The 14833-nt window shown below is 38.4% G+C and carries 12 protein-coding genes; 6 read left to right on the top strand and 6 right to left on the bottom strand.

The features are described from left to right. Nucleotides 1-14 precede the first annotated feature (14 nt). The 4 genes from CYTFE_RS26585 to CYTFE_RS29525 all read left to right on the top strand — a co-directional run bounded on the left by CYTFE_RS26585 (nt 15) and on the right by CYTFE_RS29525 (nt 5536). The gene (locus tag CYTFE_RS26585; RefSeq protein WP_052343202.1) at nt 15-2522 is read left to right on the top strand and encodes an alpha-amylase family glycosyl hydrolase; all 2508 of its coding nucleotides are present in this window, start codon (nt 15-17) and stop codon (nt 2520-2522) included. Next, a complete protein-coding gene (locus tag CYTFE_RS31665) occupies nt 2495-2800 on the top strand; it encodes a T9SS type A sorting domain-containing protein (protein ID WP_316929585.1) in 306 nt (101 codons plus the stop codon). Before CYTFE_RS26585 ends, CYTFE_RS31665 begins: the two co-directional genes overlap by 28 nt. Before the next feature lie 244 nt (nt 2801-3044). Beyond that, nucleotides 3045-3887: an alpha/beta hydrolase gene (locus tag CYTFE_RS0114100; RefSeq protein WP_152541704.1), complete on the top strand. Its 843-nt coding sequence runs from the start codon at nt 3045-3047 to the stop codon at nt 3885-3887. A 5-nt stretch (nt 3888-3892) separates the two neighbouring features. Beyond that, nucleotides 3893-5536, top strand: a complete 1644-nt coding sequence (locus CYTFE_RS29525; protein WP_081735998.1) for a GDSL-type esterase/lipase family protein — start codon at nt 3893-3895, stop codon at nt 5534-5536. Between the two features lie 241 nt (nt 5537-5777). Here the strand turns inward: CYTFE_RS29525 and CYTFE_RS0114085 are convergent, their stop codons facing one another. The 3 genes from CYTFE_RS0114085 to CYTFE_RS28810 all read right to left on the bottom strand — a co-directional run bounded on the left by CYTFE_RS0114085 (nt 5778) and on the right by CYTFE_RS28810 (nt 9384). Beyond that, a complete protein-coding gene (locus CYTFE_RS0114085; protein WP_044212347.1) occupies nt 5778-7037 on the bottom strand; it encodes a permease in 1260 nt (419 codons plus the stop codon). A 141-nt stretch (nt 7038-7178) separates the two neighbouring features. Next, nucleotides 7179-7751 carry a helix-turn-helix domain-containing protein gene (locus tag CYTFE_RS0114080; protein WP_044262816.1) on the bottom strand — a complete coding sequence of 191 codons (573 nt, stop codon included), beginning with the start codon at nt 7749-7751 and terminating at the stop codon, nt 7179-7181. A gap of 184 nt (nt 7752-7935) precedes the next feature. Continuing rightward, nucleotides 7936-9384, bottom strand: coding sequence for a sugar transferase (locus CYTFE_RS28810; protein WP_161636234.1), 1449 nt, complete (start codon nt 9382-9384; stop codon nt 7936-7938). 142 nt (nt 9385-9526) lie between these two features. Between CYTFE_RS28810 and CYTFE_RS0114070 the strand changes: the two genes are divergently transcribed. Beyond that, nucleotides 9527-10168: a protein-L-isoaspartate(D-aspartate) O-methyltransferase gene (locus tag CYTFE_RS0114070; protein WP_027472308.1), complete on the top strand. Its 642-nt coding sequence runs from the start codon at nt 9527-9529 to the stop codon at nt 10166-10168. A gap of 67 nt (nt 10169-10235) precedes the next feature. On the opposite strand, the gene dnaB is transcribed toward CYTFE_RS0114070, so the two are convergent. Continuing rightward, nucleotides 10236-11801 (bottom strand): replicative DNA helicase, encoded by a 1566-nt coding sequence (gene dnaB, locus CYTFE_RS0114065; protein ID WP_027472307.1) that lies wholly within the window; start codon nt 11799-11801, stop codon nt 10236-10238. A 213-nt stretch (nt 11802-12014) separates the two neighbouring features. Between dnaB and ispE the strand changes: the two genes are divergently transcribed. Continuing rightward, nucleotides 12015-12827 carry a 4-(cytidine 5'-diphospho)-2-C-methyl-D-erythritol kinase gene (gene ispE / locus CYTFE_RS0114060; protein ID WP_027472306.1) on the top strand — a complete coding sequence of 271 codons (813 nt, stop codon included), beginning with the start codon at nt 12015-12017 and terminating at the stop codon, nt 12825-12827. A 48-nt stretch (nt 12828-12875) separates the two neighbouring features. On the opposite strand, the gene CYTFE_RS0114055 is transcribed toward ispE, so the two are convergent. Together CYTFE_RS0114055 and CYTFE_RS0114050 are read right to left on the bottom strand one after the other, a co-directional pair. After that, nucleotides 12876-13196 (bottom strand): acetyl-CoA carboxylase biotin carboxyl carrier protein subunit, encoded by a 321-nt coding sequence (locus tag CYTFE_RS0114055; protein ID WP_027472305.1) that lies wholly within the window; start codon nt 13194-13196, stop codon nt 12876-12878. A gap of 11 nt (nt 13197-13207) precedes the next feature. Continuing rightward, the gene (locus CYTFE_RS0114050; protein ID WP_027472304.1) at nt 13208-14752 is read right to left on the bottom strand and encodes an acyl-CoA carboxylase subunit beta; all 1545 of its coding nucleotides are present in this window, start codon (nt 14750-14752) and stop codon (nt 13208-13210) included. Between the last annotated feature and the right edge of the window lie 81 nt (nt 14753-14833).

The following is a 14833-nucleotide window of genomic DNA, read 5'->3' as shown; positions in this document are numbered from 1 at the left end:
TAAAATTTTAAGAAATGAAAAATTGGTTCATGTTTTTATTGATGGCTTGGAGTACCTTGTTCGTCAGGGCGCAGGTCGTTACATCTGATCCTACGATTCCTCTAGAAAGCGATGAGGTTACCATTACTTTTTATGCAGATGAGGGAAGCGGAGGTTTAGAAGATTATACGGGTGAGGTATATGCGCACACAGGTGTTATTACCGATAAGAGTAGTAGTGGATCCGATTGGAAATATGCCTCCACTTGGGGCGATAATGATGAAAAATATAAATTGACAAGAATTACTACTAATACCTACACACTAAGTATTTCGCCCAGTATTCGTGAATATTACGGAGTGCCTGAAGGAGAGGTGATTGAACAAATGGCTTTTGTGTTTAGAAGTGCTGATAACTTAAAAGAAGGTAAGGATACCGGCAACAAAGATATTTTTGTGGATGTGTCAGAGGAGGTATTGAGCGTTTCTGTTTCTTCTCCTGTTAATAATAGTGTCTTTGAGCAGGGTGCTGATGTTGAAATAAAAGTAGATGCCTTGCTGAGTGATCATCTTGAACTGTTTGTTAATGAAGTTTCGGTGCTTAGTACCACAAGTCAATCAATCACATATACTATTTCAAATGTGACTCTTGATAAATATGAAGTTAAGGCAGTCGCTACCAAGGATGGAGAGATGGTAGATACTGATGTTAAGTTTTTTGTAAGGGGAGATGTGGTGAATGAAAGCATGCCTTCGGGCTTGCGGCGTGGTGTTAATGTGATAGATGATCATACTGTTACCGTTTTGTTGTTTGCTCCTGATAAGGCTTTTGTTTATCTGATGGGCGATTTTAATAATTGGGAGCCTTCCAACGATGCACTGATGAAAAAAGATGGTGATTACTTTTGGTTGACGGTGAATGGCTTGAATAGTGATGCCGAGTATGCTTATCAGTTTTGGTTTGAGAATGGTCTTAAAGTGGCTGATCCTTATACCAATAAAGTGTTGGATCCTTGGAACGATCAATACATTTTGGATCGGGTGTATCCTGAGTTGAAAGATTATCCTGAAGGAAAAACGGAAGAGATTGTTAGTGTGTTTACAACGGCAGATCAAAGTTATGAATGGCAAATTGATGATTTTGATGTCCCAGATCCATCTCGGCTTGTGATATACGAATTGCTGATTCGTGATTTTACAGATAACGGAGACATTAAAACAGTCACTGATTCTATCCAATATTTGAAACGTTTAGGTGTTACTGCCATTGAACTGATGCCCTTCAATGAGTTTGAAGGGAATGATAGCTGGGGCTATAACCCATCGTTTTATTTTGCGCCTGATAAGGCTTATGGTACAGCCAATGATTACAAGGAATTTGTGGATGTCTGTCATCAAAATGGGATAGCTGTCTTAATGGACATGGTGCTCAATCACTCTTTTGGCCAGTCTCCTTTTGCGAGGATGTATCTTGAGGATGGCAAGCCGGCAGACAATAATCCATGGTATAATCGCGAACATAATATGTTGGAGCCGGCAGCTCAATGGGGCTACGACTTTAATCATGAGAGTGTTCATACCCAGCAGCTGGTAGATTCTATCAACGCCTTTTGGTTGGAAGAATATAAGATAGATGGTTTTAGGTTCGATTTTACCAAAGGATTTACGAACACTGAATATCCAGTGGGCGATTGGGCCAGTGCTTATGATGAAAGTCGAATCACGATATTAAAACGTATGGCAGATGCTATCTGGGGCGTGAAGGAGGATGCCATTGTATCCTTTGAGCATTTAAGTGATAACTCCGAAGAAAAAGAGTTGGCTGAATATGGTATTTTGCTTTGGGGTAACCATAATTACAGTTTTAATGAAGCGACCATGGGATTTAACGAAAACGATAAGTCAGATTTTTCCTGGGCCTCTTATCTCGAAAGAGGATGGACGAAGCCACATATTGTTAATTATATGGAAAGCCATGATGAGGAACGTATTATGTATAAAAATAATACTTATGGGGCAAGTTCAGTAACTTATGATGTCACTAATTTGGCAACTGGCTTGGAACGAACAAAGGCTGCTGCTGTCTTTTTATTAGCTATCCCTGGTCCAAAGATGATCTGGCAATTTGGAGAGCTGGGCTATGACTACAGTATCAATAGCTGTAGTGATGGATCCATTAGTGATGATTGTCGTACTGCTAAAAAACCAGTGAAGTGGGATTACCTGGAGGTAGATCAACGAAAATCACTGTTTGATATTTACCGGGAGATGATTCAGCTGAAAAAAGATGAACCAGTATTTGCTACCGAAAACTTCAACATGGAGGTGGGTGCTTCAACTAAATTGATTGAACTTAACTTGAGCGGTTCAGATATTCGACTGGTGGGAAACTTTGATTTAACCGAGAAAACAGTCTTGCCAAAGTTCAGTACAACAGGTTATTGGTACAATCATTTTGATGGTGACAGTATAAATGTAAGCAATACTGGCATGACCTATACCTTGGAGCCGGGCGAATTTGCTTTGTTTACGCAAAAAAACTGAACGGTTTTGTTCCTCATGTAGGTATTGGAGATCCTACTTATTTTAACAATGCTTGGATCGCTCCTAATCCGGTTAGCGATGATTTAAAGATTTTTTCTGGAGATAATCCGCTTAAAAGAGTCAAAATTACCTCCATATCAGGACAAGTGCTTTATGATAAATTAGTTGTAGGAAATGAAGAAAGTGTCCACCTGTCTTCATATAGCAACGGAATTTATTTAGTCCATCTAATTGGAGATGATAATGGATACAAAGTTTTTAAAGTAGTTAAAAAGTAATTTTGCGCATGTTAATAGCATTCCGGTGTGGGGATGCTATTAGCTTATATTCAATTTGTCCTGTACTTGATATTGGAGGATTAAAGTGCATTTCCTAATCGTTTAAGTCCATTGGTGTCATGTACTTGTTAAAGTGCATATTGTTAATAGGAAGCCAGCGGCAGCCGACATTTATGGAAATGTTTTATTTATTTTTATCACAATGAGAAATTATTACATAATATTATCAGTATTCATATTTACTATGTGTAGCTCAAAAAAAGAAGCTTCTTCTAGAATTGAGCATGTAGAAGCATTTAAATCGCAGTATATTCCTGCTCGTAATATAGATATATGGTTGCCTCAAAACTATTCAGAGGATAAGAAATACAATGTACTTTATATGCACGATGGGCAAATGTTATATGATAGTACAGCTACCTGGAATGGACAAAGCTGGAATGCCGGAGAAACCATGCAAAAAATGATGGATGCCAAAAGGATTAAAGAAACGATTATTGTTGGTATTTATAATATTGCAGAACTAAGAACCATAGAGTATTTTCCACGTAAAGCTTTTGATTTATTGGAGCCTGAAATAAAAGATAGTCTAAGTCAGGAACTATTGAAACAAGAACCTGAATCGGATCATTATCTCAAGTTCATTGTTCAGGAGTTAAAGCCTTATATCGATTCGGTTTATAGTACAAACCGTGCCAAAGAAAATACTTTTGTGGCCGGATCAAGTATGGGCGGTTTAATTTCTATGTATGCTATTTGCGAATACCCGGATGTGTTCGGAGCTGCAGCTTGTCTCTCAACGCATTGGCCTGGTTCTTTTGAAAGTAATATCGAAATTCCAACAGCTTTTAAAAGGTATATGGAAGCGAATTTACCGTCACCGGAAAATCACAAAATCTATTTTGATTATGGTACGGAAACGTTGGATGCGCTTTATAAACCATATCAACTGATGGTTGATAGTGTAATGAGAAAGAAGGGGTTTACCTCAGATAATTGGATGAGCAAAGAATTTGTTGGACATGCCCATAAGGAAACAGATTGGGCTAAACGTTTGCATATACCTTTTGAGTTTATATTAAAGTAGTTTTTATGAATTTACTTTTAAAGTTAAGTAGTTTGCTTTCAGTTTTATTGTTGATATGTCTTGATTTAATTGCACAAAGCCATGCTTATAATCTGACAACAGACGTCATTTTAGAACGGAGCTTTAATAAAAATAGACAGATAAATACTAATAACTTTACTTTCCCCAATGGCAAACTGAAATGCTTGGTAATGAGTTTTGATGATGGTCCGGAACACGATCGGGTATTGTTAGAAAAGCTGAATAAAGCAAACATTGTTGGAACCTTTCATCTTAATTCAGGCAGATTGGGTAAAAAGGCCGAATGGTTAAGTTCTGAATTGGGGTACGATGTGCATTTCGTTACAGAATCTGAAGTAAGTTCCTTATATCGTGGTCATGAAATCTCAGGACACACTGTGCACCATATCGGCTTAAACAACCCAAACGATTCAATCATTAAATTTGAGGTGTCCTCTGATCTTAAAAGGATGAATGCCTTAATTGACAATGAGTATTATAGACCAGTTCAAGGCCTGGCATATCCTTTTGGAGCATACAATCATCAAACGGTGAGTATTTTGGAAGAGTTAGGCCTTAAATATGCTCGAACAGTTGATGCCACATATAATTTTGAAATACCCACATCTAATTTTCTAACACTTAATCCCACATGCCATATTTTTGATGCACTAAACTATGGTTCTTATTTTGTCAATGATGAGGCTACTCAAATGCAATTGTTAAATATTTGGGGGCATAGTTATGAATTCCATAAAAATTGGGAGCTAGCTGATTCTATATGCAATATGTTAGGGAATAAGGAAGATATATGGTATGCTCAAACGGTTGAACTGGTTGATTATTTAACTGCCATTGAGGAGTTATCGTACGCTAATGATTCCGTTTTTAATCCATCAAAAGATATTACGGTTTGGGTAAAAAATAAAAATGGAGATGTTGTAGCCTTACTTCCTGGTCAAAGCATGGCGGTTCATTTTCAAAGTTCATATGCTGAGGTAAGTGAACTTGACCGTCTTTATCCACCTGGATCAACAATCATTAAGTATCATGGCGATTGGACAAAGAATCATTACAAAGAGCGAATTACCACATTTAAAAATTCACCTTTAAATTTTGGAGATATAGTATTTATTGGAAATAGTATAACAGAGCAAGGCGGTGATTGGGGCGAGAAATTAGGTGTAAAAAACGTACGTAACCGTGGCATTGCAGGTGATGTAACTGATGGTGTTTTAAAACGAATAAACGAAATAACGTATTATAAGCCAAGAACGGTTTTTATATTAATTGGTATCAACGATTTGTTTAATTTATATTTTCAAAAAGAGATTCCATCTCCTGAATATGTGGCAAATAACATCCTTAAAATTACAGAAGTAATTCATAAAGGATCTCCGGAAACAAAAATTTATTTGCAAACCATTCTACCAACATCCAAAGATTATTTGATGGAGGATATAACCAAAGTAAACACCATGATCAGAATGCATAAAACCGATTCAAATTATAATTTGATTGATTTATTCGAGGTATTTGTTGGAGATGACGGTTTAATAAAACCTAACCTTACATCGGATGGTACACATTTAAATAAATTGGGTTATCAACTTTGGGTAGAAACAATAAATGCAACTATAAATAGGTGAAAGTAGGTTTTCCTAAGTAGAACTTGTTTATGGGGTTGGAGGTGAAGATTTTAATGGTGGTAGCATTCACGTTACCGATAAAAACAGGAGCTATACCTGTGTATAGGTTGTGTGAAGTGGGGCGTGGGTAAGTCTTTGTGATATAGTCAAGTGATTACTTGAAGCAAGTGCTTTGTAAATCTTCTGATAGCCTGTTACAATAGCCTATACTTATAAGGCTTTTATAACAGGCTATCTTGGTTTAAACAGCTTTGTAGCCAAGTGAATTTACGGTTTCTTTTACCTTCTCTAGTACAATGTTATCCCCTTGAAGGGTGACGGATCTTTCTTTTAGATTTACTTTTGCACTTTGAATAAAGTCCAGCTTCTCAAGGTTCGATTCTACATTGGCTTTGCAATGGTTGCAGGTCATTCCTTCTACTTTGATTATTTTTGTTTCCATTGTATTGTTATTTGTTGTTTCATCTGTTTTTTGTTGGGGAGCTAAGTGCTGTTGTATATAGCCATTAATGATTAGAGTCACCAGAATTACACCAGCGCTAATTTGCCACCAACTGATGTTTTGTCCGTGGTGGTGTGCTAGATGCTCGCTTGGTATTTGTGTAAACCAGGCTAATGGAAGTGCATAATCTATTATTAAGCCAAACCCTAATGCGCCAATAATTATGACGCCCAAGTAGGTAAGTAAACTTTTTTTTCCAAGTACTTTTCCAATCATGGCTATGGTTGCAGCGTTGGTGGCCGGACCGGCCATTAAGAGCACAAATGCGGCTCCTGGACTCATACCTTTGAGAATGAGTATGGCCGCCAATGGAATTGAACCTGTTGCGCAGATATAAAGCGGAATAGAAACCACAAGTATGAGTAGCATTTGGACGATAGGAGACATGTTTAATAGTTCAAAGAATTCGTTGGGAATGAGGGCCGATATGATAGCGGCTAATACCAAGCCAATTACCAACCATTTAGAGATATCCTGGATAAACTCCACAAAGCCGTACCTAAAGGTATCCTTCAGCTTTTGTGGAAAAGATTTCTTTTCTTCAGTTTGTTCTTCAAAGCTTTTACTGTCGTATTCATTTTTGGTTATGGCACTGGTAATCATTCCTCCTGTGATGCCAGTTACAAGTGCAGCTAATGGTCTAATGATGGCAAAGGGCAGTCCCATTAATGAAAATGTTGCCAGAATAGAATCAACACCTGTTTGTGGAGTTGAAATGAGAAACGAAACAGTGCCTCCTTTGGATGCTCCATTTTTATAAAAAGCGGTTCCGGTGGGAATAACACCGCAAGAACAAAGTGGTAAGGGTACCCCGAATAAAGAGGCCAGTACCGACGATTTAAATGGCTTGCCGTTAAAATATTTTTCAATTTTTCTTTGTGGAATAAAAGCATAGAGAAGGCCTGCGAAGAAGAATCCTAACAAAAGAAAGGGAGACATCTCTCCTAATATTTTTACAAAATCATTTAAAAAAGTTGTTATAAATTCTAATATATCCATGATTGGTCTATTCTATTGTTTTATAATGTTCAAAGTAAAGAAGTATGTATGTAAAGCTTATCATACCATTTGGGTAAATTTTTATATTTTTTTTGTTTTTAGATGTGGCTCCCTGTTTTTTTTATTGTTGTATGGAGCTTATTATACTTGGTCAAGGGGCTTTCGTTTGTTGTCCTTGAGTCTTTTGAAATGAGAAGGGGTTAATCCGGTTACCTTTTTAAATTGAGCAGACAAGTGCTGTACGCTACTATACCCTAACTGATATGAAATTTCATTTAGTGATAATTCATTGTAAACCAATAGTTCCTTCACTTTTTCTATTTTTTGGTTGATGGTGAATTTTTCAATGGTTATACCCTCAACGGATGAAAAGAGATGGCTTAGGTATGAATAGTCAAGCCCCATTTCTTTAGCTATATAATCAGAGCTATTTATGGAATCAAATGCTTTTTCGGAATGGTGTATTTTCTCTATGATAATCGTTTTTATCTTAGCAATTTGTTGACTTTTTTTATCGCCAATTAACTCAAAGCCATTTTGTTGCAATACGTTTTTAATCTCTGTCATCTTGGCATTTGAGATTGGGGATAAGACCTTGGCTTGGCCAAGCTCAACTTCTTCAATCTTCAAATTTAATTTTGTAAACTCGTCTCTTACCACCTTAATGCAGCGTTTACAAACCATGTTTTTGATATGTAGTGTTGTTGTAGCCATATGCCAAAGATACAATTAGCTGCTGTTTTTGTTTGCTGACATGCTTGTAAAAGTTATAAACCATTGTCAGGCATGTACTACATTGATCAAGTAATAGCTGATTTCATTGCCCAGATGTAAGTAATGTTTGCGCGTAAGATGTGTTGGGGTTGTTGAGCGCGTGTAAGTGGAAGTTTTTTCGGTGTTATATTCCTTTTCCTTTTATAAGTGTCTTTAATGAATACAAGAGTATTTTAAGGTCAACAACTAATGTTCTGTTCTCCAAGTATAGGATGTCGTACTTAAGTCTTTTTATCATTTCATCGACATTCCTGGCATAACCAAACTTTACGATTCCCCATGAGGTAATACCAGGTTTTATCTTTAATAAGAGGGCATAGTAAGGTGCTTTGCGAAGAATCTTATTTACATAATATTCTCTTTCGGGTCTGGGGCCAACAAATGACATGTTGCCTATGATAACGTTGATAAGTTGAGGTAACTCATCCAGTCGCCATTTTCGGATGACGTTTCCTACCTTTGTAATTCGCGGATCATTCTGGTATGATAAAGCAGGACCATTTTCTTCTGCATTTACGTACATGGATCGGAATTTATAAATGATAAAAGGTTTTTTGTTTTTTCCTATACGCTCCTGTCGATAAATAATGGGGCCTTTGGAATCTATTTTGATGGCCACCGCAATGGCTATTAGTATTGGTGTTGTTACGATAAGGCTTACCCAAGCCAGAGCTAAATCCAGTATTTTCTTTGTCATATTTTGCCAAACAGGCATCTTATGGTTGGAGATAGTGATGAAAGGGGAGCTTTCTAGATTTTGTGTTTTAATGGTTCCATCCAGCATGGGGTGCAGGTTTGTGGATAGTCGTATTAGTATATCTTTTTGCTTTAAAATGTTAATGACTTGGTTTATTGTATGGGGCTGTGAGTGGTTTAAGCATACGGTGGCTTCGTCAACATCTTTCTTCATCACCAGTTTTTCTATGTTAGAGAGCTTGCCAAGGCATGGGAGGAAGTCAGTCATATTATATCCATATTTCTCATCCTCTGGTATATAACCGATATATTCGTGTTTCAATATATGTGGGTTGGGGTGTCTCTTTAGAGTTTCGAGGGCTTGTTGGTTGTTACCAATTAATACTTTTTTGTAAGCTGTCTTTCCTTTGTTTAAGAGATAATGTAATCGCCAAATGATAATCATTCGAAATGAAAAAACACTTATGAAAACAAAGAAAAAATAATGAAAAGATAAACTTATTGGTTTAATTGTTAGCTCCACAGGAGCGTAGTTTTCTACAATAAGGAGTAGTAAAATGGATACCATAAAACAAGTAGCAGCAGTGGGGCCAATTGTTTGTAAGCCTGATTTACGGGCTGGATTGTTATAGTGGCCTGAAATATAAAAAGCAAAGAGCCATATGATCACTATCATAAGGATGGCGAGGGGGATGCTCAGGTGTTCACGGAGTGGTACGAGTGGTGAAAAAAGGTCGTAGTAGGGCAGCTTGTACTTGCTTAAAAATAAGATATGACATACAACGAGTACCAATAAATCACTCAGAAAGTGCCATGCTATTATTTTTTTTTCAACAATTCGTTTAAAAGATGTTGTTTTTTTTTTGATCCTAATCATCCCGCCATCATACATAGTTCTAATATAACGATAAATTGTATGATTCAGTATAAGAAAAGGGTGTATTTTTTAATTAAAAGTAGGGTGTATACCCTTTAAATCCGAAGGAAGCATTATTTTTGAATTTGAGATAACGTAAGATATGGATTCGTTTAGGCATAAAGGTTTAAGAAATAGGTTGGTGAAGGAGATTTCCAATAAGGGGATTCAGGATGGAAAAGTGTTAAGTGCCATTGGGGCTGTACCTCGGCATATGTTTTTTGAGAGTAGTTTTATACAGTTCGCTTATCAGGATAAGGCATTTCCTATTGGTGCCGGACAAACTATTTCTCAACCTTACACTGTTGCTTTTCAATCGGAACTGTTGGAGGTCTTGCCAGGTCAAAAAGTGCTTGAGGTGGGCACCGGCTCAGGATATCAGGCAGCTGTTTTGTGTGAGCTGGGGGCGAAGGTTTATACAATAGAGCGCCAGAGAGAATTGTATGTTAAATGTAGTAAGTTGCTTCCTAAGATGGGATATAAGCTTCGTTTTTTTCTGGGAGATGGTTATAAAGGTTTGCCACAGTTTGGACTGTTTGATAGGATAATAGTGACAGCAGGTGCTCCTCAAATACCTGAAGATTTACTGACACAGCTAAGTTTAGGTGGGATGATGGTGATTCCACTGGGAGGGGGTGAAGTGCAGGTGATGACTCGAATTACACGAGAATCAGAAACTGCATTTAGCCAGGAGGAATTTGGCCACTTTGCTTTTGTTCCAATGTTGAAAGGAATAGTCAAGTAGCCATGTATTCTCCTGAAAAATACAATTTAGGGTGAATGAATAGATGATTCATTCCGTGTGTATATGCTTAAAAGGGCATGTCTTTATCGTGCGGACTTTCAGGGAATTGAGGTAAGCCAAAATTATTGCCAGCCGGAGCTTGATTAAAGCTATCTCCACCTGTGGGTTCATTCATCTTAGAACCGTAAGTGATGGATTGTCCACCCTGATCCATACCCAGATCGGCACCAAACACTCCTGTGTCAGGGTTCTCGAATCGGGCCAGTTCGCCTCTAAATCGTAAGTTCACATCACCTGTGGCACCGTTACGGTGTTTGGCAATGATAATTTGTCCCATTCCGATCAGACTGTTGCCTTGTTCGTCTTCAGTAATTCCATAGTATTCAGGCCTGTGAATAAAACATACCATGTCGGCATCCTGTTCAATTGCTCCTGATTCCCTAAGGTCCGATAGTTGAGGGCGTTTACCTTCGGCTCCGGCACGTCCTTCAACACCCCGGTTAAGCTGAGATAAGGCAATGATAGGAATGTTTAACTCCTTAGCAAGCCCCTTTAGGTTACGGGATATCATACTTACTTCTTCCTGTCTGGAACCGGGATTCATACCATTGGCGTTCATCAACTGAAGATAATCGATGATCACCACCTGTATGTCGTGTTCTTTTTTAAGTTTTCTACATTTGGCTCTTAATTCAAAAACAGATAGGCCAGGTGTGTCATCCACATAGATGGGGGCATCAATCAGATTTTGTATCTTATGATCCAGTTGCTCCCATTCGTAGCTGACCAAATTTCCTTTCTTAATTTTTTCGGCAGGTAATTCTGTTTCAGATACTATTAAACGATTGACTAATTGTACGTTACCCATTTCGAGCGAAAATACGGCCACACCTTGTTTGAATTGCAAGGCCATATTACGGGCCATGGATAATACAAAGGCTGTTTTACCCATGGCAGGACGGGCTGCAATAACTACCATGTCGGTTTTTTGCCAACCGGAGGTTATCTTATCTAATTCGTGAAAACCAGAAGGAACCCCGCTGAGTCCATCTTCTCGTTGTGAAGCTATCTTGATCATCTCAATGGCTTCGTCTATAACAGGGTTAATTTGCGTAACCCCTTTTTTCATATTACCCTGGCTGAGCTTAAAGAACGCACTTTCCGATTCGTCCAAAAGATCGTCTACATCATATCCTTCGTCAAAGGCCTTGCTTTGTATCTCTGAGCTAATGCGAATTACTTCACGTTGCAGATATTTTTGCCATATGATTCTGGCATGATACTCTATGTGAGCGGCCGACGCAACCCTACCAGTTAGTTGAGTGATGAAATAAGCGCCACCTACCTCTTCCAATAGCCCTAAGCTTCTTAATTCTTGCGTTACGGTTAACATATCTACAGGTAAATCCTTTGAGTTAAGGTTCTGTATTGCGGTATATATTTTTTGGTGTGTGTCTTTATAGAAACATTCGGGTTTGAGTATCTCGCCAACAGCGGTGAAAGCATCCTTTTCTAACATCAGGGCACCCAATACGGCCTCTTCAAGCTCCAGAGCCTGAGGTGGCATCTTTCCTACCTCTAAATCAATATTAGGTGATTTTTTTTTGTTCGAATAATTTCTCTTTTCTGCCATGTTCTATATCGTATTTTCAAAAGGGAGACAAAGTTAATCAACAAAATCTAGTCATCCATGCTGCTGGTCAAATACTTTTAAAATTTATTGTAAATGAAAGTGTGCCAGGAGCATAGGATAGCTTTTTTTGTTGAATGGTTCATATTATAGCTACTTCATATCTACGATGTGATTCTTTCGTTATCTTTGGTGGCATTTTAGAATGAAGATACGATGATTTGTTTTCCCAACGCAAAAGTTAACATAGGTTTATATGTGACCGAAAAAAGAGATGATGGTTATCATAATATCGAAACACTTTTTTTTCCAATTCAACTGAAGGATGTACTGGAGATTATTGAGAATGAGGATAGTCAGGACGATTTTGTTTGGAGTAATAGTGGAATTTTGGTGGATGCCAAACCAGAGGATAATCTGTGTGTGAAGGCTTTAATGCTTTTAAAACAGGATTATAACATTCCTCCGGTAAAAATGCACTTGCATAAGGTGATTCCTTTTGGGGCCGGTTTAGGTGGCGGGTCGGCGGATGCAGCATTTACATTAACGACTCTGAATGAAATGTTTGGGTTGGGTATCAGCTTGGATAAACTGCATCAATATGCTGCTAGTCTGGGGGCTGATTGTGCTTTTTTTATTGATAATAGACCCTGTATGGCGAGTGGTATTGGCGATGTGTTGACTCCTTTTGATATGGATTTAAAGGGATATCATTTGCTATTGGTAAAGCCCAATGTGCATGTGTCAACTCCGGAGGCGTATGGCGGAATTACTCCAGGATATCCTGAAGTGGATTTGAAAGATCAGTTGAACTTGCCTGTTGATCAATGGAAGGGGGGTATTGGTAACGATTTTGAATCTTCGGTCTTTCCCAAGTATCCTTCAATTGGAGAGCTGAAGGCAATGATGTATGCCGAGGGGGCCATGTATGCCTCCATGACCGGTAGTGGAGCTGCTGTTTTTGGTTTGTTCGCTGAGAAGCCACAAGTGAATTTAAAGCATTGTTTTGTGTGGACAGAAGTATTATAAAAAAGCCCCGAAATACTCCGGGGCCTTATTCATATCTAAAACAGATGATTACTCTTCAATAATAATCATCAGTTCATCTTTAGGAATTTTGTCACCTTCTTTAACGCAAATCTCTTTTACCTTACCATTAAATGGCATGGCAATTTGATTTAGCATTTTCATGGCTTCAAGTACCATAAGTGAGTCGCCTTCTTTGACCACATCACCTACTTTTACGTGAAATTTAATGACCGTACCAGGGATGTGAGAGCGAATTTCACAAGGGTCTGGAGCGTGCCAAGGCTTTCTGTTGGTATACTTTTTTGTAGCCTTAGTTTGGTACTCCATTGTATGTACCCTAAAGCCAACTAATTCGTCTTTATTTATCATCTTTAGTCGATTTAAAATGGAGGAATTCCGTGTTTTTTCTCAGGATGACGTACGTCTTTACCCTCAGAAACTTCTAAAGCATGTAATAAAATACTACGTGTGTCGTTGGGCTCTATAACAGAGTCGATGTAGCCTTTGGCTGCTGCCACATAAGGGTTTGCAAATTTGTCTTTGTATTCTTGAACCTTTATTTGACGCATCTCTTCTGGGTTTTCAGCTCCTTCAATCTCTTTTTTAAAGATGATGTTGGCTGCTCCTTCAGGTCCCATCACGGCAATTTCGGCAGTAGGCCATGCAAACATAAAGTCAGCTCCCAGGTGACGTGAGTTCATCGCAATATATCCACCACCATAAGCTTTACGTAAGATAACGGTAACTTTAGGTACGGTGGCCTCAGAATATGCATACAGAACTTTTGCACCATGACGAATTACACCTGCATGTTCTTGGTCTGCTCCAGGAAGGTACCCCGGCATGTCTTCAAGAGTGACAATAGGAATATTGAAAGAGTCGCAGTAGCGGATAAAACGAGCTGCTTTATCGGAGCTGTCACAATCTAATACACCTGCCAATACAAGAGGTTGGTTGGCTACAAAACCAATGGTTTGTCCATTTAAGCGGCCAAAGCCAATGACGATGTTAGCGGCAAAAAGTTCTTGAATCTCAAAAAAGTCACCATCATCTACAATTCCTCTTATCACATCACGTACATCGTACGGATTGCGGGGATCAGATGGAATTAAGTCTTCGATGTTTCCTTTGAATACAGGATCTTTGGGAGGAAATTCCTTCGCTTTTTTACTGTTATTCCAAGGGATGTAAGTGATTAATTTTTTAATTTGTTCGAAACATTCTTGTTCGCTTTCGGCAAAGAAGTGTGCATTACCGGTAGTCTCGGCATGAACACGGGCTCCTCCCAGTTCTTCCATTGATATTTCTTCACCCAAAACTGTTTTAATGACACCCGGACCTGTGATGAACATTTTAGAAATGTTATCAACCACAAATACAAAGTCAGTAAGGGCTGGAGAGTAAACGGCACCACCGGCACAAGGGCCTAGGATGACTGAGATTTGAGGGATTACTCCGGAAGCGATTGTGTTTCTATAAAAGATCTCTCCATAACCAGCAAGAGAGTTAACTCCTTCCTGAATACGGGCACCACCCGAATCGTTAATTCCAATTAAAGGGACGCGCATTTTTAACGCGTGATCCATGATTTTAGTAATTTTTCGGGCGTGCATTAGCCCTAAAGAACCACCGGCAACAGTAAAATCCTGAGCGAACACGCAAATAGGTGCTCCATAGATAGTACCAGTACCGATAATCACACCATCACCGTGGAGTTGCTTTTTGTCCATCCCGAAGTCTTTTGCTTCGTGCTCAACAAAAAGATCGTACTCTGTAAAAGAATCTTGATCAAGAATGGCAAGAATACGCTCACGGGCAGTCATTTTACCCATGGCAACTTGTTTTTCGATGGCTTTTTCACCACCTCCCATTTCAACCTTTTTCTTTCTTTTACGAAGATCAAGGATGTGTTTTTTCAATGACATAGTTAAATAATTTTAATTAACTTAATGCAAATCAATATCTTAAAGATAAGGATATGCTTGAAATTTCAGGGTACATAATTA

The organism is Saccharicrinis fermentans DSM 9555 = JCM 21142 (assembly GCF_000517085.1).
In the GTDB taxonomy this organism is placed as follows: Bacteria; Bacteroidota; Bacteroidia; order Bacteroidales; family Marinilabiliaceae; genus Saccharicrinis; species Saccharicrinis fermentans.
Note: the sequence above shows the minus strand (reverse complement) of the source record. Positions and strands in the feature narration are given on the sequence as shown.